17 protein-coding genes are annotated in these 17,933 nt (G+C 66.8%); 4 read left to right on the forward strand and 13 right to left on the reverse strand.

All coding sequences use genetic code 11. The features are described 5' to 3' along the window. The first annotated feature begins 41 nt into the window (after positions 1-41). On the forward strand, positions 42-2,435 hold the full coding sequence (locus CUR21_RS10705; protein ID WP_100197028.1) for a ligase-associated DNA damage response DEXH box helicase: 2,394 nt from the start codon (positions 42-44) through the stop codon (positions 2,433-2,435). A 142-nt stretch (positions 2,436-2,577) separates the two neighbouring features. Further along, positions 2,578-3,228, forward strand: a complete 651-nt coding sequence (gene pdeM, locus CUR21_RS10710; RefSeq protein ID WP_100197029.1) for a ligase-associated DNA damage response endonuclease PdeM — start codon at positions 2,578-2,580, stop codon at positions 3,226-3,228. 19 nt (positions 3,229-3,247) lie between these two features. Here pdeM and folD read toward each other — a convergent pair whose 3' ends face one another. The 12 genes from folD to tolQ form a co-directional block, all read right to left on the reverse strand. Next, positions 3,248-4,138, reverse strand: a complete 891-nt coding sequence (folD, locus tag CUR21_RS10715) for a bifunctional methylenetetrahydrofolate dehydrogenase/methenyltetrahydrofolate cyclohydrolase FolD (RefSeq protein ID WP_100197030.1) — start codon at positions 4,136-4,138, stop codon at positions 3,248-3,250. A 1-nt stretch (position 4,139) separates the two neighbouring features. Beyond that, positions 4,140-4,454 carry a chorismate mutase gene (locus tag CUR21_RS10720; protein WP_100197031.1) on the reverse strand — a complete coding sequence of 105 codons (315 nt, stop codon included), beginning with the start codon at positions 4,452-4,454 and terminating at the stop codon, positions 4,140-4,142. Between the two features lie 78 nt (positions 4,455-4,532). Further along, complete coding sequence (locus CUR21_RS10725) at positions 4,533-6,209, reverse strand: formate--tetrahydrofolate ligase (protein WP_100197032.1); 1,677 nt, start codon at positions 6,207-6,209, stop codon at positions 4,533-4,535. A gap of 141 nt (positions 6,210-6,350) precedes the next feature. Then, complete coding sequence (locus CUR21_RS10730; protein ID WP_100197033.1) at positions 6,351-6,950, reverse strand: MOSC domain-containing protein; 600 nt, start codon at positions 6,948-6,950, stop codon at positions 6,351-6,353. 643 nt (positions 6,951-7,593) lie between these two features. Then, entirely contained in the window at positions 7,594-9,501 is a 1,908-nt protein-coding gene (gene ftsH, locus CUR21_RS10735; RefSeq protein ID WP_100197034.1) for an ATP-dependent zinc metalloprotease FtsH, read from the reverse strand. A gap of 78 nt (positions 9,502-9,579) precedes the next feature. Then, a complete protein-coding gene (gene tilS, locus CUR21_RS10740) occupies positions 9,580-10,824 on the reverse strand; it encodes a tRNA lysidine(34) synthetase TilS (RefSeq protein ID WP_100197035.1) in 1,245 nt (414 codons plus the stop codon). After that, positions 10,821-11,708, reverse strand: coding sequence for a tol-pal system protein YbgF (ybgF, locus tag CUR21_RS10745; protein WP_100197036.1), 888 nt, complete (start codon positions 11,706-11,708; stop codon positions 10,821-10,823). Before ybgF ends, tilS begins: the two co-directional genes overlap by 4 nt. Positions 11,709-11,712: 4 nt before the next feature. Next, on the reverse strand, positions 11,713-12,249 hold the full coding sequence (gene pal / locus CUR21_RS10750) for a peptidoglycan-associated lipoprotein Pal (RefSeq protein ID WP_100197037.1): 537 nt from the start codon (positions 12,247-12,249) through the stop codon (positions 11,713-11,715). A gap of 107 nt (positions 12,250-12,356) precedes the next feature. After that, on the reverse strand, positions 12,357-13,691 hold the full coding sequence (tolB, locus tag CUR21_RS10755) for a Tol-Pal system beta propeller repeat protein TolB (protein WP_100197498.1): 1,335 nt from the start codon (positions 13,689-13,691) through the stop codon (positions 12,357-12,359). Positions 13,692-13,806: 115 nt separating this feature from the next. Next, the gene (locus CUR21_RS10760) at positions 13,807-15,000 is read right to left on the reverse strand and encodes a cell envelope biogenesis protein TolA (protein WP_100197038.1); all 1,194 of its coding nucleotides are present in this window, start codon (positions 14,998-15,000) and stop codon (positions 13,807-13,809) included. Positions 15,001-15,008: 8 nt separating this feature from the next. Continuing rightward, entirely contained in the window at positions 15,009-15,479 is a 471-nt protein-coding gene (gene tolR, locus CUR21_RS10765) for a protein TolR (protein WP_100197039.1), read from the reverse strand. A gap of 3 nt (positions 15,480-15,482) precedes the next feature. Next, complete coding sequence (tolQ, locus tag CUR21_RS10770) at positions 15,483-16,178, reverse strand: protein TolQ (protein WP_100197040.1); 696 nt, start codon at positions 16,176-16,178, stop codon at positions 15,483-15,485. Between the two features lie 206 nt (positions 16,179-16,384). On the opposite strand from tolQ, the gene CUR21_RS10775 reads away from it, so the two are divergent. Further along, the gene (locus CUR21_RS10775) at positions 16,385-16,879 is read left to right on the forward strand and encodes a transposase (protein ID WP_100197041.1); all 495 of its coding nucleotides are present in this window, start codon (positions 16,385-16,387) and stop codon (positions 16,877-16,879) included. A 119-nt stretch (positions 16,880-16,998) separates the two neighbouring features. Here the strand turns inward: CUR21_RS10775 and ybgC are convergent, their stop codons facing one another. Continuing rightward, positions 16,999-17,397 (reverse strand): tol-pal system-associated acyl-CoA thioesterase, encoded by a 399-nt coding sequence (gene ybgC, locus CUR21_RS10780; protein ID WP_100197499.1) that lies wholly within the window; start codon positions 17,395-17,397, stop codon positions 16,999-17,001. A 76-nt stretch (positions 17,398-17,473) separates the two neighbouring features. Between ybgC and CUR21_RS10785 the strand changes: the two genes are divergently transcribed. Beyond that, entirely contained in the window at positions 17,474-17,923 is a 450-nt protein-coding gene (locus CUR21_RS10785; protein ID WP_100197042.1) for a CreA family protein, read from the forward strand. Positions 17,924-17,933: the final 10 nt, after the last annotated feature.

Raw genomic sequence — 17,933 nt, forward strand, 5'->3', positions numbered from 1 at the left:
CGCCCGGTTGACGCGGCACCGCACACGGCTACCTTGCGGGGATGGAACGCCTTCCCCCCGCGCTGTCTGACTGGTTCGCCGCCAAAGGCTGGACCCTGCACCCACATCAGACCGAGATGCTGGCCCGCGCCGCCGATCCCGCCACCTTGCTCATCGCGCCCACGGGGGGCGGCAAGACGCTTGCAGGCTTCCTGCCCACGCTGGCCGAACTGGCCAAGGCGCCGCCAAAGGGCCTGCACACCCTTTACATCTCGCCGCTCAAGGCGCTGGCCGCCGACATCCGCCGCAACCTGCGCACCCCGATCGAAGGCGCCAACCTGCCGATCCGGGTCGAGGACCGCACCGGTGACACCACCTATACCCAGCGCCGCCGCCAACGCGCCGACCCGCCGCATGTCCTGCTCACCACGCCCGAGTCACTGGCGCTGCTGCTGTCTTATGAGGACGCGCCCCGCATCTTCGCCGGGCTGCAACGGGTGGTCTTGGATGAAATCCACGCGCTGGCGGAATCAAAACGCGGCGATCAGATGACCCTGCTCCTCGCGCGTCTGCAAAGCCTCTCGCCCGGCCTGCGCCGCGTCGGCCTTTCGGCCACGGTCGAAGATCCGCCCGCGCTGGCCCGCTTCCTTGCGCCCAACACCGGCATCCTGCTGGCCGACCCCGGCCCCGCCCCGGACATTCAGATGCTGGAAACCGAAGCTCCCCCGCCTTGGGCGGGCGGCGGCGGGCGCTATGCGATTCCCGCCATCCTCGAACAGGTGAAACAGCACCGCACCACGCTGATCTTCCACAACACCCGCGCGCAGGCCGAGCTGTTCTTTCACGACCTCTGGCTGAACAATACCGAAGACCTGCCCATCGGCATCCACCACGGCAGCCTCTCGCGCGAACAGCGCGAACGGGTCGAGGCCGCGATGGTCGCAGGCCAGTTGCGCGCCATCGTCTGCACCGGCAGCCTCGACCTTGGCATCGACTGGGGCGATGTGGATCTGGTGATTCAGGTCGGCGCGCCCAAGAACGTCAAACGCCTCGTCCAGCGCATCGGCCGCGCCAACCACCGCTACAACGCGCCATCGAAAGCGCTGCTCCTGCCCGCCAACCGCTTTGAAGTGGTGGAATGCAAGGCCGCGCTCGATGCCGTGCGCGAGGGCACGCTCGATGGCGAACCGCGCGGCCCCGGGCCGCGCGATGTGCTGTGCCAGCACATCCTGCTCACCGCCTGCGCCGGTCCCTTCACCGCCGACGCGCTTTATGCCGAAGTCATCACCGCCGGCCCCTATGCCGCCCTCACCCGCGCGCAATTCGACGCCACCCTCGATTTCGTCGCCACCGGGGGCTACGCCTTGCGCGCCTATGACCGCTGGCAACGCCTGAAACAAACGGGCGAGACATGGCACCTGCGCGATCCGCGCGCCGCCGCCGTGATCCGCCAGAACCTTGGCACCATCATCGATGTCGAAACGCTCAAGGTCCGCCTCAAGAACCGCTTCGGCGGCACCCCCTTGGGCGAGGTCGAGGAAAGCTTTGCCGCCACCCTCACCCCGGGCGATACCTTCCTGATGGGTGGTCAGGTCGTGCGCTACGAAGGTTTGCGCGAAATGACCGTCGAAGTCACCAATCAACCCGGCCGCGACCCCAAGGTCGCTGTGTTTAATGGAACAAAATTCGCCACATCCACTGTGCTGACCCAGCGGATTCTTGACATATTCCAACAACCCCGCTGGCCAGACCTGCCCGCCCACACCGCCCAGTGGCTCGCCCTCCAGCGCGAGGTGTCGCGCCTGCCCGATGCCGAGACGCTGCTCTGCGAAAGCTTTCCGCATGACGGGCGCGCGCATCTGGTGGTCTATGGCTTTGCCGGACGCAACGCCCAGCAAACCCTTGGCCTTTTGCTCACCAAGGCGATGGAAGAGGCGGGCCTTGCCCCCTTGGGCTTTGTCGCCACCGATTATGCCACGCTGATCTGGGGCATCGACGCGGTCGAGGATGCCGCCCCCCTGTTCGATCTGCACGCCTTGCAAGACGGGCTGGAAACCTGGCTTGCGGGCAATGCGGTGATGAAACGCACCTTCCGCGCCAGCGCCATCATCGCGGGCCTGATCGAGCGCAGCCACCAAGGCCGCCGCAAATCCGGGCGGCAGGCGACGTTTTCGTCGGACATTCTTTACGACACCTTGCGCAAATATGACCCCGACCATCTGCTCTTGCAGATCACCCGCGAAGAGGCGATGCGCGGCCTGATCGACTTTTCCCGCATCGAAGACATGCTCGCCCGCGTCGCAGGCCGGATCGAGACGCGCCGCCTGCCCCGGCTCTCGCCGCTCTCGGCCCCGCTGTTTCTGGAACCCGGCCGCATCCCGGTGCAGGGCATGGGCCGCGAACGGCTGGCCGAAGACGCGGCGCGCAAGCTGATGGAAGCGGCGGGTCTGGCCTGAAGCGCGCGGCTGACAAGGATTTGCACCTTTCTGAAATACTCCCGCCGGAGGCGACCGTCGGATGCCTCCGGCGGGAGTATTTCAGAAAGGTGCAAGCGGCAGGGGATTGCATTTCGGGGACGGTCCGGCCAGATCAGGCGGCATGAGCCTGACCTTCCGCCTTGCCGACACCACCCTGATCGCCCGCCCTTCCGGGGCGCTGTTCTGGCCAGAGGCGGGGCTGCTCTGTGTGTCGGACCTGCACCTTGGCAAATCCGAGCGCATGGCGCGCCGCGCGGGCACGCTCTTGCCGCCCTATGAAACCCGCGAGACACTGGCGCGGCTGGAGGCCGAGGTGGAGGCGACGGCAGCGCGGCGGGTGATCTGTCTGGGCGACAGTTTCGACGATGCCGCGAGCCTTGACGGGCTGGAAGAGGACGACAGGCTGTGGCTCACCCGGCTCATCGCGGGGCGCGACTGGATCTGGATTGCGGGCAACCATGATGCCGGGCCGCTCGACATTGCGGGCACCCACCGGGCCGAGGTGCCTTTGGGGCCGCTCACCTTTCGCCACATCGCCGAAGCCGGGGCGCAAGGGGAGGTGTCGGGTCATTACCACCCCAAGGCCCGGCTGGCGGGCAAGGCCTGGCGTTGCTTTCTCGCCGACCGCAACCGGGTGATCCTGCCGGCCTTTGGCACCTATACCGGCGGGCTCTGGTGCCAAGACGCCGCTTTTGCCGGGCTGATGCAGCCCGGCGCTCTGGCCATCTTGGCCGGGGGCACGGTGGCCCGCGCGATCCCAATGCCGCGCTAGCCGCGCATGTGGCTGCCGCTCAGGCGGTCAGCCCCTCAGGCTCGGGCAGGCCATGGGCACGGCAGCAGGCGGTCAGCGTATTGGCCAGAAGACAGGCAATCGTCATCGGCCCCACGCCGCCCGGCACCGGGGTGATGGCCCCCGCCACCGCGGCAGCACTTGCGAAATCGACATCACCCACCAGCCGGGTCTTGCCGTCCCGCTCGACCCGGTTGATGCCCACGTCGATGACGGTTGCCCCCGGCTTGACCATGTCACCGGTGATCATCTCGGGCCGCCCCACCGCCGCCACCAGAATATCAGCGCTGCGGCACAGCGCGGCCAGATCCTTGGTGCGGCTGTGCGCGATCGTCACCGTGCAGCTGTCGCCCAACAGCAGCTGCGCCATCGGCTTGCCCACGATGTTGCTGCGCCCCACCACCACCGCGTTCAGCCCCGAAAGCGAGCCGTGATACGCGCGCAGCATCATCAGACAGCCCAAGGGCGTGCAGGGCACCATCGCCTTTTGCCCGGTGCCCAGAAGGCCCACGTTCGAGATGTGAAAACCGTCGACATCCTTGGCCGGGTCAATCGCATTGATCACCAGATCGGCGTTCATATGCGCGGGCAAGGGCAGCTGCACCAGAATGCCATGCACCTGCGCATCGGCGTTCAGCCGCGCGATCAGCGCCAGCAGATCGGCCTCGGGCGTGTCGGCGGGCAGCTTGTGTTCAAAGCTCCGCATCCCCGCCTCAAGCGTCTGCACGCCCTTGTTGCGCACATAGACCTGACTGGCCGGGTCCTCCCCCACCAGCACCACCGCAAGGCCGGGGACCAGCCCTTGCTCCTCGGCCAGCCGCGCCACATGGGCTGCCACCCGGGCGCGCACATCCGCCGCAAACGCCTTGCCGTCGATCACTTGGCCCGCCATCTCAGCCGTCCTTTCGCATGGAATCCGGGCCCAGGCGGTTTTCCTCCCGCGCGATGGACCAATCGATCAGCCGCCGCCACAGCTTTTCGACCAGATCGGGCGGCAGACCATGGGTCTGGGCATGGCGGCGCACATTGGCCACCACCTCCTCCACCCGCGAGCCGATGCGCGCGGGCAGGTCCACCTCGGCCTTGATCTCGGCGGCGCGGTCGATATAGCCCGCCCGTTCCGCAAACAGCCGCACCAGATCTTCGTCCAGCCGGTCGATTTCAGCCCGGATATGGACCATGGTTTCACATTCCGCAGGTTTGCGCATCGGACCCTTCCCGTTCAGACCCCCCCGACATAATCGCCTGCCCGGCAAAGGGCAACGCGGGGATTTGCCTCACAGCGTTCAGAACAGCCCTTCGACATGGCCTTCCGCGTTCAGCCGGATCACCTCGGCCGAAGGCACCCGCGGCAGGCCCGGCATCGTCATGATCTCGCCGCAGATCGCCACCACGAACCCCGCCCCTGCCGAAAGCCGCACCTCGCGCACCGGGATCACATGGCCCGTGGGCGCACCGCGCAGCGTGGGGTCGGTGGTAAAGCTGTATTGCGTCTTGGCGATGCACACCGGCAAGTTGCCATGCCCCGCCGCTTCCCACGCGCGCAACTGATCCACCACCGCCTTGTCGGCCACCACCGCCTCGGCGCGGTAGATCTCCTTGGCTATTGCCTCGATCTTGGCGAGCAAAGGCAGCGCATCGGGGTAGAGCGGCGCGAAATCCGCCGCCCCGCTTTCGGCCAGCGCCACCACCTTCTGCGCCAATTCTTCGATGCCGGCCGAGCCTTGCGCCCAATGCTTGCACAAGATCGCCTCGGCGCCTTGCTCGGCCACATAGGCCTGCACGGCGGCAATCTCGGCGGGCGTGTCGCTCACGAAATGGTTGATCGCCACCACCACCGGCACGCCGAACTTGCGCACATTCTCGATATGGCGGCCCAGATTGGGGCAGCCCGTCCGCACGGCCTCCACATTCTCGGCCCCCAGATCGGCCTTGGCCACGCCGCCGTTCATCTTCATCGCGCGCACCGTGGCCACGATCACCGCCGCCGCCGGGCGCAGGCCCGCCTTGCGGCACTTGATGTCAAAGAACTTCTCCGCCCCAAGGTCCGCCCCGAACCCGGCCTCCGTCACCACATACTCGCCCAGCTTCAGGGCCGTCGTGGTGGCAATCACCGAATTGCAGCCATGCGCGATATTGGCGAACGGCCCGCCGTGCACGAAGGCCGGGTTGTTCTCCAGCGTCTGCACCAGATTGGGCTGCATCGCATCTTTCAACAGCACCGTCATCGCGCCATCGGCCTTGATGTCGCGCGCCGTGACCGGAGCCTTCCCGCGCGTATAGGCCACCACGATATTGCCCAGCCGCTCCTGCAAATCCTCCAGATCGCGCGCAAGGCACAAAATGGCCATCACTTCCGAGGCCACCGTGATGTCGAACCCGGTCTGGCGCGGAAAGCCGTTGGCCACCCCGCCAAGGTTCACCACCACGTCGCGCAAGGCGCGGTCGTTCATGTCCATCACGCGCCGCCACACCACCCGGCGCGCATCAATGTCCAGCGTGTTGCCCCAGTAGATGTGATTGTCGATCATCGCCGCCAAAAGGTTGTGGGCCGATGTGATCGCGTGGAAATCGCCGGTGAAATGCAGGTTCATCTCCTCCATCGGCACCACCTGCGCCATGCCCCCGCCTGCCGCCCCGCCCTTCATCCCGAAGTTGGGGCCAAGGCTCGCCTCGCGGATGCACACCACCGCCCGTTTGCCGATCCGGTTCAACCCGTCGCCCAAGCCCACCGTCGTGGTCGTCTTGCCCTCGCCCGCCGGGGTCGGGTTGATCGCCGTCACCAAGATCAGCTTGCCATCGGGGCGATCCTTCAGCCCGGCGATGAAGTCCTGCCCCAGCTTGGCCTTGTCATGGCCATAGGGCAGCAGATCCGCCTCGGGAATCCCCAGCTTGGCGCCAATCGCCTGAATGCGCTGCTTCTTTGCCGCGCGGGCAATCTCGATGTCGGATGCAAAGGCCATGTCTCTCTCCCAAGGTCAGTCCTGCGCCTTGTTGCGGCGCTTGCCCTCAGTGTTAGCGACGGAGTCGCCCGAAACACAGGCATTTCCGACCTCTGACCGACGAATTCCGCCGCAAACGCGCGCGCCTGCCGCGCCCAAAGCTCAGGCGCGGCGCACCTCTTTCAGATGGGTCCAAGCCCGCTGGTCGGGAATGTGCAGCGTGATCGCCTCGCCCAGATGGAACGTGCCCTCGCGCTCGACCCAAGCCGTGATGCCCCGCCGCCCTTTGGCCGCCGTCTTGAACAGGCGGCCATAGCCGGGATGCGCGGCCTCGATCGGTTTGCCGGGCAGCACGCAAGGGCGGTTTTCCATATCCACCACCAGCGTCGCCCCGCCTGCGGCCTGAAGGCGCGAGGACGGCGGCAACCGCGTGAAATCCGGCAGCCCTTCAATCACCATCGTCGCACCCAGCAAGGCCGGGTCCAGCGCAGGCAAGCCCATGCGTTCGGCAATCTCAGCCATTTCCTCGGCGCCCATGATGGAAAACTGCCGCGTGTTGCGAATCTCGGTGCCGCGCGGATACTGCGCCTTCACCCGGCTACAGGCGGGCCGCGTCAGCCCGCCATGCGCCTCGCCTTCCGGCCCGGCAAAGCTCGCGCGCAACGCGGTCACCGGATCGGCCTGCAATTGGCGATCCCGGTCAGGCACCACCCCCAACCATGTGATGCGCCCCACAAATCCGCTCGGTTTCAACGCTGCCATACTGGCCTCCTGTCATTTCTGTCGCCGCAGGGCCGTGCCCCGTCGCCCCGCGCCGGCAAAGCGCCGCCGTAAAGGGGCGCCCGCCTCCGCCTCTGGCCGAACTCTGGCCCGGTCTGGGCCCGCGCGCAAGCAAGCCCTCTTAAACCCCATCTCTCAGCCGCACGCGAAAGCGCGTCTCGCGCCCGCACCGCATCGGCCAGCCGCGCGCGCAAAACCGCGCAAGCCAAGTCCCGCCCGGCGCTCACGGGCACAGCCCGACGCCCGCGCAGGAACCCCCGGCTCCACCAAAGCCCGCCAAGCCCGACAGGCGAAAACCTAGCCCCGCACACTCCGTACCGCGCCCCGCAAGCCCTCGGCGCTACGCAACTGTGGGGAAACTCACAAAGACACCCCCGCCCCGCGCGCCCCTCAACGAAACTGCGCAGTCACCCAAGCCACGCCCGCCAAAGATCACGCCACCCCGCACCACGCACCGCAAACGTCATCCGACCCAAGCCACGCACAACAAAGATCGCGCCCCGGCGCCGCCCCAATCACAGCGGCTTGGCCTGCCAAGGTGGCCAGCACGCTTGCCGCACTTGCCGAAAAAGAAAAGCCCCGGAACCTGCTTTGGTTCCGGGGCCATGCTCTTTTGGCATCAAGATCACGCCAGCGGTTCGGGCTCCATGCCGCCCGTCGCCTTGGGCTTCAGCTTCGGGATCGACGGGATCGAGGCGATCCCCCCGCCCGAGGCAGGTTTGTCGGCATCATCGCCGCCGCCCAGCTTTTCACCCGCGACCACCTTCTTGATCTCATCACCGGTCAGCGTTTCGTATTCCAGCAGGCCTTGCGCCAGCCGCTCGAACTCTTCGCTGCGCTCCAGCAGGATGCGGCGGGCGGTTTCATAGCCTTCATCGATCAGACGCTTCACTTCCTGCTCGATCAGGCGCTTGGTTTCCGCCGAAACCGAGAAGCCGCCCGTGTTGCCCTGATAGCCTTCGGCCGCTTCGGCATAATCGACGTTGCCGACCACATCCGACATGCCCCAGCGCAGCACCATCGCCCGCGCCAAGGCCGAGGCTTGCTGAATGTCGCCCGAAGGACCGTTCGACACCGCATCCGGGCCCCATTTGATGATCTCGGCCGCCTTGCCCGCCATGGTCATGGCGATGCGCTGTTCGCACTGGTCGCGGTGCCAGTTCAGCCGGTCCATCTCGGGCAGGCTCATCACCATGCCCAGCGCGCCACCGCGCGGGATGATCGTCGCCTTGTAGACCGGGTCACATTTCGGCAGCGCCATGCCGACGATGGCGTGGCCCGCTTCGTGATAGGCGGTCATTTCCTTCTGGTCCTGCGTCAGCACCATGCTGCGCCGCTCGGCCCCCATCATGACCTTGTCTTTCGCGTTCTCGAAATCGTCCATCGCCACAAAGCGACGGCCCACGCGGGCGGCCATCAGCGCCGCCTCGTTCACAAGGTTCATCAGATCGGCGCCCGAGAATCCGGGCGTGCCGCGCGCGATGGTGCGCAGATCGACATCGGGGCCCAAAGGCACCTTGCGGGCATGCACGCCCAAGATCTTCTCGCGGCCCTTGATATCAGGGTTGGGCACATGAACCTGACGGTCAAAGCGGCCGGGGCGCAGCAGTGCCGGGTCCAGCACATCCTTGCGGTTGGTCGCGGCGACGATGATCACGCCCTCATTCGCCTCGAACCCGTCCATTTCGACCAGCAACTGGTTCAGCGTCTGCTCGCGTTCGTCATTGCCGCCGCCGATGCCCACGCCGCGGGCACGGCCCACCGCGTCGATCTCATCGATGAACACGATGCACGGCGCGTTCTTCTTGGCCTGCTCGAACATGTCCCGCACCCGGCTGGCACCGACACCCACGAACATCTCCACGAAGTCCGACCCTGAGATGGTGAAGAAGGGCACGCCCGCCTCCCCCGCGATGGCGCGCGCCAGAAGCGTCTTACCAGTGCCCGGAGGGCCGACCAGCAAGGCGCCTTTGGGGATCTTGCCGCCCAGACGGCTGAACTTCTGCGGGTTGCGCAGGAATTCCACGATCTCTTCCAGCTCTTCCTTGGCCTCATCAATCCCGGCCACGTCGTCAAACGTCACCCGCCCGTGCTTTTCCGTCAGCAACTTCGCGCGCGATTTGCCAAAGCCCATCGCACCGCCTTTGCCTCCACCCTGCATGCGGTTCATGAAGAAGATCCACACACCGATCAGCAACAGGAACGGCAGGAAGGTCATCAGGATCGAGACAAAGCCCGATTGCTGCTGCGCCTCGGCCCGCACCTCCACGCCCGCCGCCACCAGACGGTCGGTCACATCGGTGCCCTGCGGCACGATGGCGCCATAGGTGTTGCCATCCCGGCCCCGCACCTGCAGCCGTTCGCCATCGATGACCACGCTGGTCACCTCACCCGAATCCACCCGCTGCACGAAATCCGAATAGGAAATCTGACGCGAGGACGTGGTGGCCTGATTCCCGCTGAACAGATTGAACAAGGCCAGGATCAGAAAGAACAGAACGACCCAGAAAGCGATATTTCGTGCATTTCCCACGAAGCGTCTCCTCACATGTCCGCCGCCCGGAACGGGGCGGCGGTCTTGACCCCTAAGATAGACAGAACGGCGCGGGGTTCAATGCGATAACAGGAATAAGCCGAAACCTGCCGTCAATGTCGCAGCAAATCCTTTCGCCTCCGTCACCAGCGGTGCCGCGCGCAGCGTCTCGCCCTCCCAAACCGCCGGAGTCGCCTCGGCCACCGCCCGCAAAAGCCCTGCGCTGCGCCAATCGGGCAGCTGCGCCAAACCCGCAGGCCCCAGCGCGCGCACAACGCCCGCGCCCGCGCCTGTCACCCGCCAGCGCCCGTCCCAGACCGCGCCCAAGGGCACCTCAGGCCCCAAGGCCCGCGCCTCGCGCACCAGCACCATACCGCCGCCGCGCGGCACCATGCGACAGCCCGCCAGCGTGGCCGCCTGCCCCCTGCGCAAGGCCGCACCCATCCGCGCCAAGGCAGGCGCCCGCGGCGCGTGCGCCGCCCCCGACAGCCACATCAGCCCCGCCTGCAACAACCGCCGCGCCACCTCCCCCGGCAGGGCGGCAAACCCTGCGCGGTCAATCTCCAAAGCTCCGGCCCGCTCCACCACCAGCCGCGCCGCCGCTTCCGCCACCAGACCGCGCACATCGCTCTGCACCGCCGCCAGATGGCCCGCCACCGCCGCCAGCCCCGGCGCGGTGATCCCCACCCCGGCCAAGCCCTGCAAGGCGCGGCGCATCTTCACCCGGTCATAGGCCGGATCGTCATTGCTCGGGTCATCCACAAACCACAGCCCGCGCTGCGTCAGATATCCGCGCAAGGCGGCACGCGTCACGGCCAACAGCGGGCGCCGGAACACCACGCCCCCCTGTTCCCACAGCGGCCGCATTCCGGCCAAACCATCCAGACCCGCCGCGCGGGCCAGCCCCAGCAGCACCGTCTCGGCCTGATCATCCGCCGTATGCGCCACCAGCACCGTTGCAACGCCTTGCGCGCGCGCCCAATCGGTCAGCAGCCCATAGCGCGCCCGGCGCGCGGCCTGCATCAGATTGCCCGCCACCGCTCCATGCTCCCAGCGCAGCACCGCATGCGGCAGCCCCAGCCCGGCGCAGATCTGCGCCACCTTGGCCGCCTCCGCCGCCGACTCGGGGCGCAGACCATGGTCCACCGTGGCCACCGCCAAAGGCCGCCCCAGCGCCGCCGCCAGATGCAGCATCGCCATGGAATCGCCCCCGCCCGACACGGCCAAGCCCAGAACCCCGTCCCCCGGAACGGAAGAAAGCGCCCGCCGGGCGCTTTCGATCACTCTTTCCTCGGGCAAGCCCGCATGGGTATCGGCGCTCACTGGCACTGATACCCCTGCATCGCCACCTGCGCCTGCGTGGCCGCGATGCTGCCCGGATAGCGGGTGCCGACCTCGGCCAAGGTCACGCAGGCCTCGGGCGTCTGCCCCAGCACCCCCAGCGCCTCGCCCAGCTTCAACAGCGACTCGGCGGCAAAGGGCCCGTCCGGGTTCACCGAAAACGCTTCCAGATAGGCCCGGGCCGCGTTCGAGGTTTCCCCCAACTGCACCAGCGCCTCACCCTTGCTGTATTCGGCCTCCTGACTCAGCGGCGAGCCAGGATAGGATTGGGTAAAGGTCGTAAAGAGGTCCGCGGCGGTGCGAAAGTCACCCTGACCGAGCACCGCCCGGGCCCGGTCGAAATCCGCTTGCTCACCAATCGCCAATTCTGCACCGCCCGAGGCCGCGCCGCCCGTGGCTGCGCCACCCCCGACAGGGGCCGAAGGTTCCTCAATCACCACCGCATTCGGCGGCTGCGACGGCACCACCGCCGCCGTGCCGCCGCCCGCGGCATCGCCGCCCAGCAAGGGCGTGGTGCCCACCGTGGCGATGTCACAGCCCGGCGTCACTTCGCACAGGCGGAATTCCAGATCTCCGATCCGGTTGGTGCCATCGCTGACCACCCGGTTCAGCCGCAGCTCGATCTCTTCGGCCCGCGCCGTCAACCGCGACAGTTCCGCCTCCAGCGTGTCCATGCGCTCAAGCGCCGATCCGCCCGCCAGCGCCCCGCCCGAGGCTCCAGTCTGCACCAGTTCCGCCTTCAGCCGGGTAAACTCCGCCGAAAGCGACCCCAGCTCGGCCCGGATATCGGCCAGCGTCTGCGGGTTGGCCTGCGCGAACGCAGGCCCTCCCATCAGAACGAAAGCCGTCACGATTGCGCGCAGCATCCGCTTACATCCCCGCGCCCATCGACAGAACCGTCACAGCGCGGCGGTTCTGGGCATAGCAGGCTTCGGACGAGCAGACTTCGATCGGACGCTCTTTGCCATAGCTCACGGTCCGCATGCGGTTGGCCGGAACGCCCTGCGAAATCAGGTAGTTCTGCACCGAAGCCGCACGGCGCGCGCCCAGCGACAAGTTGTATTCGCGGGTGCCCTGCTCATCGGCATGGCCTTCGATGATGACGGCATAGCTGCTGTTGGTCATCAGCCACTGCGCCTGCCCCGACAGGGTCTGACGGCCTTCCTCGGTCAGCGTGTGCTGGTCCACCGGAAAAAGAACGCGGTCGCCGACTCGCTGGTTGAAATACGCGATCGAGCGCGGGTCATTCGGATCGCCCAAGCCGGTGGTGTCGACGAAACCGCCGCCCATGCCACCGCCCGCGCCACCCGCGCCACCGGCACCGCCCGCGCCAAAGCGGTCGGGGTTGTTACAGGCTGCCAGTCCGAAGGCAGCGACGACCAGAAGGGCCTTGGGAAGAAGCGACATGGTAAGTTTCCTTTTCTTGGCTCGATGGCCATAGCGTATCAGGTTTGGCGCGCCCTGTGAATCGGCCCCCGCAGAATTGGGGGGCCGATCGGGGCGTGCAAGTCAGGTCAGGGCAGCAAAGGCGACCACGCCGGGTCCGAAGCCGCGCCTTCGGTCGGGATCTGGCGCAGGTTGCGCCCCGAAATATCCACCGAATACAGCGCCGCCTGTCCGCCGGCCCCGCTGGTTTCACGGGTGAACATGATGACCCGGCCATTCGGCGCCCAAGTCGGGCCTTCATCCAGGAAAGACGCCGTGAGCAGACGCTCTTCGCTGCCATCGGTGCGCATCACACCAATATGGAACCGGCCCTGATGCTGCTTGGTAAAGGCGATCATATCGCCGCGCGGGCTCCAGACCGGGGTGCTATAGCGCCCTTGCCCGGCCGAGATCCGCCGCGCCTCACCGCCATTGGCACCCATCACATAGAGCTGCTGCGTGCCCGACCGGTCGCTTTCAAACACGATCTGGCTGCCATCGGGGCTAAAGCTCGGCGCGGTCTCGATCGACGGCGCATTGGTCAGCTGCACCAGATTGCCCGACCCCAGCGTCAGCATATAGAGGTCCGAGTTGCCGCCCCGCTCCAGACTGAACACCACACGCCCGCCATCGGGCGAAAAGCGCGGCGCAAAGGTCATGGTGCCTTGCTGCTCGGCCAGCGTCTGCGTGCGCAACGACCCCACATCCATCAAGGTGATGCGCGGGAAACCGGTCTGATAGCTGGTGTAAAGAATGCGGTCGCCACTGGGCGAAAAGCGCGGTGCCAGCACGATCGAACTGCTGTCCGTCAGATATTGCACATTCGCGCCGTCGTAATCCATCACCGCCAGCCGCTTCAGCCGGTTGTTCTTCGGCCCCGACTCGCTCACGAACACCACGCGCGAGTCGAAATAGCCGCCCTCGCCGGTGATCCGGCTATAGGCCGCATCCGCCACCTTATGCGCCATCCGCCGCCAAGTCTCGGGCGTCCCGGCAAATTGCAGCCCTTCGCCCAGTTGCTGGCCGCTGAACACGTCGAACAGGCGGAACTTCACCACGATCCGCCCGCCAGACACCGTCACCGCCCCGGTGATCACCGCCTGCGCATTGATCGCCTTCCAGTCCTCATAGGCGATCGAGCTGTCAAAGCTGCTCACCCGGCTGATATGCGCCTCACGCGGGATCTCGCGGAACAGCCCCGTCCCCGACAGGTCCGCCGCGATCACACGGGCGATGTTGCGCGCATACTCGCCCGCGCCGCCTTCATCCACAAAATCGGGCACCGCAAAGGGCAAGGGCTCGATCACCCCTTCGGTGATCTCGATGCGCAAAGGCCCCGATTGCGCCTGCGCCGGGGCCTGCGCCCCGAACAGGCCCATCAGGGCAACGGCAAGTACGGAAAGAGACAAGTGTTTGACTGTCATCATGGCCTCGGGTTGTCCTCGGTCTGTCGCAGGCAGCATAACGCAGCCTTTGCCGGGGTTAGGAAGAAAACGAAAGCACAACGCCCCGTTTCAGCAAGTTCTGGCGCAATCGTGATCATCGCATCCGCATCCCGTCGGGATTGAACACCAGTTCCATCTCACGCCATTGGTCGTATTTCTCGGGCGGCAGCGGGAAGCCGCGCGCCCCACAACGGATGATCGCCCGCCGCGCCGCCTCAAAGGCGCCGCGCGCCCCGGCCTCGGATCCGCCGGAGGAACTCACCATCCGGATCGAGCCCGCATCCGGCACGCCATCCTGCCCCACCGAGACAAACACCACCACCGTGGTGTTCAGCGCATCCGACGACAGGCTGCCCACGTTCCAGCATTGCTGCACCGCCACCCGCATCGCATCGCGCTCGCCGCTGGTCATCGGCGGGCCGACGGGGGCATTGCTCGCGCCCCCGCTCGGGGCAGGTTCTTCTGCCGCCAACGCCTCGGCCAAGGCCGCCGCCACCGCATCGGCATTGCTCTCGGGCGCAGGCTCCGGCGTCGGGGTCGGGGTCGCGGCCGGGGCCGCCGTTTCCACCGGCGGGGCTTCGCTGCGCACCGGGCGACCGCGCGGGCGCGGGCTGCTGGGCGGCGCGCCCGAGGCCACAACCTCCTCGTCGCGGTTCGCTTCTGTTTCCAGCACGGTGCCCGCCTCTTCGGGCTGCGCCTCCGGCTGCTCGGGCTCCACGATCTCGGGCGCCTCGACCGGATCGGGCGTCACCGCCTCGACCGGGGCCTCGGCCACCTCCACCGCAGGCTCGGGCGCATCCACCGGCACCGGAGCCACGCGCGGGGCGGGCTTGGGGCGCGGACTGCTGCTGGGCGGCAAGGGCACTTCCGGGATCGGGTCCGGGTTCACCGGCAAGGGCAAGGCATCGGCCACGCCGTTGTTTTCCGGCAAAGGCACCGGCTCCGGCTCGGGCACCGGCTCGGGCGCCGGCGCCTCGGTGGGCGCGGGCAGATCCGGCACCACAGGCGGCGGCGGCTCCACCACGGCTTCGGGCGCTGGCGCAGGTTCGGGCGCTGGCGCCGGCGGCTCGGGCGCGGGCTCCGCCACGGGGGCAGGCTCAGGCGTGGACGGGGCCGAGGCCACCATCGCATCGAATTCCGCCGAAGAGATCAGCGAAACCTCCGCCACCTCCACCGCCGCCGGGGCATTGGATGCAAACAGCCAATCCCCCAGAATCACCCAGAGGATCAGGGCCGCATGGCCTGCACCCGAAACAAGGGTGCCCGTCTGAAACCGCCCGTCTTGCACCGCTGGCCTCAGTTGCCGCTGCCGTTCATGGCAGGCCCATCCGTATCGGTCACCAGACCGATGCTGTTAAACCCGCCCGCGTTCAGCGCGCCCATGACTTCCGCCACCCGCTGATAAGGAATGGCGCCATCGGCGCGCAAAAACACCTTGTTGCTGGTCCGCTCGGCGGCAATCGCCGTCAGCCGCAGGATCAGCTCGTTCATCGGAACATCCGTGGTCTGAATCAGCGTGCGGCCATCCGCCGTCAGCGTGATGGTCAGCGGCTCTTCCTGTTCGGTCGGCAAGGCGCTGGCGGCGGTGCGCGGCAATTCCACCGGCACCCCCACCGTGAGCATGGGCGCCGCCACCATGAAGATGATCAACAGCACCAGCATCACGTCCACGAAAGGCGTGATGTTGATCTCGGCCATCGCGGTCGATTTGCCGCGCCGCCGCCGCCCCGATCCGCCGCCCGATTTTTGCTGAACGCCGCCCCCCATGGCTCAGGCGTCCAGCTGGCGCGACAGGATGGTGGCGAATTCGTCGGCAAAGCTCTCATAGCCGCCCAGGATGCGCTCGCTGTCGGAATTGAGCTTGTTGTAGAACACCACCGCCGGAATAGCCGCGATCAGGCCGATGCCGGTGGCCAAAAGCGCCTCGGCGATGCCGGGGGCCACGACGGCAAGGTTGGTGTTCTGGCTGATGGCGATCTGCTCAAAGCTGTGCTTGATGCCCCAGACGGTGCCGAACAGCCCGATGAAAGGCGCGGTGGCCCCGGTCGTGGCCAGAAACGAAAGGCCGCTGTTCAGCTTCTCGCTCTCCCGCGCGATGGCCACATTCATCGCCCGGTCGATGCGCGCCTGCGCGCCTGCGATCAGCGCGCCATCCTGCCGGTGGCTGCGCCGCCACTCCAGCATGCCGGCGGCAAAGATCTTTTCGCTGGCGCCTTCAGGCTGCGGGCCGATCTTCTCGAACAATTCATCCAAAGGCTCGCCCGACCAGAAGGCGCGGTCGAAAACCTCGGCCTCGCGCTTGGCGGCGCGGTAGACAATATGGCGCTGCACGATGGTCGCCCAAGACCAGAAGGACATGATCATCAGCATCAGCATGACGATCTTCACCGTCAGCGTTGCGCGTGCAAAAAGGGCGATCAAAGAGAAATCAATCTCCTGCGCCATCGCAAGGGTTTCGGTATCCATTACGCCTGCTCTTGTTGTCCGGGGCCTTGTTGGCCGCCTGTTAGCAGCGATTCTATCTGGATTTAAAGCGGATTGCCAACACAACTGCGTCACAAGGCGGCAGATCGCTGAAACATTGCGTAAGGTGCGTGCAAGCACGCACCCTACACGGGTCGCCCCTTGCACCCGTTAAGCGGTATTTAACCTTGCAGGGGCAAGGCTCCCTCATGCCTCAATATCGCCGCCCCCAGATCACAGATGTGCCGATCTATTTCACCGTGGCGCTGGCCCAGCGCCCCAGCGATGCGCTGCTCCGCCATGTCGATCTGCTGCGCGCGGCGGTGCGGCAAACGCGGGCAGAGCGCCCGTTCGACATTCTGGCCTGGGTGGTCTTGCCCGATCACATGCATTGCATCTGGTCGCTGCCCGAAGGTGACCGCGATTATCCCACCCGGTGGCGGCTGATCAAATCCCGCGTGTCGCGCGCCTTGCCCATGGGGCCGCGCCGCGCCTCGGATCTGCGCCGGAACGAACGCGGCTTCTGGCAGCGGCGCTATTGGGAACATCACCTGCGCGACCCGCAGGATCTGGCGGCGCACCTACAGCAGTGCTGGCGCGATCCGGTGCGCCACGGCCTCGTCGCGCGGCCCGAGGATTGGCCCTGGTCTTCGGTGCATCAGGCGATGGCCCAAGGCTCCTATCGCCCGGCGCCCGCCGCGTAGGGTGCGTGCGCGCACGCACCCTCCCCGCACCAGAAAGGCGTGGACAAAAGTTAAAAATCCCTGAATCTCACAGGGCCAAACTGTTGATTTAAAAGGCAAAGAAAAACTGTCCGCGCGTGTTACACCGCCCCCGCCAGCGCGGCCCGCACCTCGGCCGGCAGCCGCGCCGCCCGCCCTTCACCCCCCACACAGACCAGCACCACCCGGGCCGCGAAGAGCCGCTCCTCCCCCCGCCAGACCGCCTGATCCAGCACGATCCGCGCCCCTCCCAGCTCCACCAGCTCCGTGGTCACCTCCAGCAGGTCATCAAAGACCGCCGGTCGCAGATAGTCCGCCTCCAGCCGCCGCACCGCAAAGACCAGCCCCGCCTCGGCCCGCAACCGCCGCTGATCCACCCCCACCGCCCGCACCCACTCACTGCGGGCCCGCTCGATAAAACGCAGATAGTTGGCGTAGTAGACGATCCCCGCCAGATCGGTATCCTCATAATAGACCCGAAGCTCAAACCGATGCGCCACAGCCGTCTCCTTTTTCCAATCGCGCGGAACCGCGCCGCCCGCCCCACGTTTCCCCAGTCCCTGACCGGAGTTCCCCATGACGCGCGCCGCCCCCCTCCTCGCCCTCGCCCTGCTCACCACCCCGCTCCACGCCGAAGAAATCGGCCGCGTCGGCGTCGACTGGGTGGGCAATGACATCATCATCGAAAGCATCGCCGACCCCAAGGTGCAAGGCGTCACCTGCCACGTCGCCTATTTCGACCGCTCCCTCATCGACCGGCTCTCAAACGGCAACTGGTTCGAGGACCCGTCCTATTCCGCCGTCGACTGCGTGCAGACAGGCCCCATCACCTTGGGCGACATCGACCGCGACGGCAGCGGTGAGACGGTGTTTTCCGAACGCCAGTCCCTCATCCTCAAATCCCTGCGCGTGACCCGGATCTATGATGAACCCAACAACGCCCTCGTCTACCTCGCCCATGCCAGCGAACTGACGCAAGGCTCGGGCAAGATGTCGATCTCGGTGATCCCCCTCGCCCGCCCCTGAGCGCGAGGTC

This window comes from Pseudorhodobacter sp. MZDSW-24AT, assembly GCF_002794355.1.
GTDB lineage: Bacteria > Pseudomonadota > Alphaproteobacteria > Rhodobacterales > Rhodobacteraceae > Pseudotabrizicola.

Excerpts from the sequence above, each read along its gene's own strand:
- ybgF (WP_100197036.1), bottom strand. The coding sequence starts at position 11,708 with ATGCTGCGCGCAATCGTGACGGCTTTCGTTCTGATGGGAGGGCCTGCG.
- folD (WP_100197030.1), bottom strand. The coding sequence starts at position 4,138 with ATGGCGGGCCAAGTGATCGACGGCAAGGCGTTTGCGGCGGATGTGCGC.
- tolR (WP_100197039.1), bottom strand. The coding sequence starts at position 15,479 with ATGGGGGGCGGCGTTCAGCAAAAATCGGGCGGCGGATCGGGGCGGCGG.
- pal (WP_100197037.1), bottom strand. The coding sequence starts at position 12,249 with ATGTCGCTTCTTCCCAAGGCCCTTCTGGTCGTCGCTGCCTTCGGACTG.
- tolB (WP_100197498.1), bottom strand. The coding sequence starts at position 13,691 with ATGACAGTCAAACACTTGTCTCTTTCCGTACTTGCCGTTGCCCTGATG.
- CUR21_RS10720 (WP_100197031.1), bottom strand. The coding sequence starts at position 4,454 with ATGCGCAAACCTGCGGAATGTGAAACCATGGTCCATATCCGGGCTGAA.
- tolQ (WP_100197040.1), bottom strand. The coding sequence starts at position 16,178 with ATGGATACCGAAACCCTTGCGATGGCGCAGGAGATTGATTTCTCTTTG.
- pdeM (WP_100197029.1), top strand. The coding sequence starts at position 2,578 with ATGAGCCTGACCTTCCGCCTTGCCGACACCACCCTGATCGCCCGCCCT.
- CUR21_RS10730 (WP_100197033.1), bottom strand. The coding sequence starts at position 6,950 with ATGGCAGCGTTGAAACCGAGCGGATTTGTGGGGCGCATCACATGGTTG.
- CUR21_RS10785 (WP_100197042.1), top strand. The coding sequence starts at position 17,474 with ATGACGCGCGCCGCCCCCCTCCTCGCCCTCGCCCTGCTCACCACCCCG.
- CUR21_RS10775 (WP_100197041.1), top strand. The coding sequence starts at position 16,385 with ATGCCTCAATATCGCCGCCCCCAGATCACAGATGTGCCGATCTATTTC.
- CUR21_RS10705 (WP_100197028.1), top strand. The coding sequence starts at position 42 with ATGGAACGCCTTCCCCCCGCGCTGTCTGACTGGTTCGCCGCCAAAGGC.
- CUR21_RS10725 (WP_100197032.1), bottom strand. The coding sequence starts at position 6,209 with ATGGCCTTTGCATCCGACATCGAGATTGCCCGCGCGGCAAAGAAGCAG.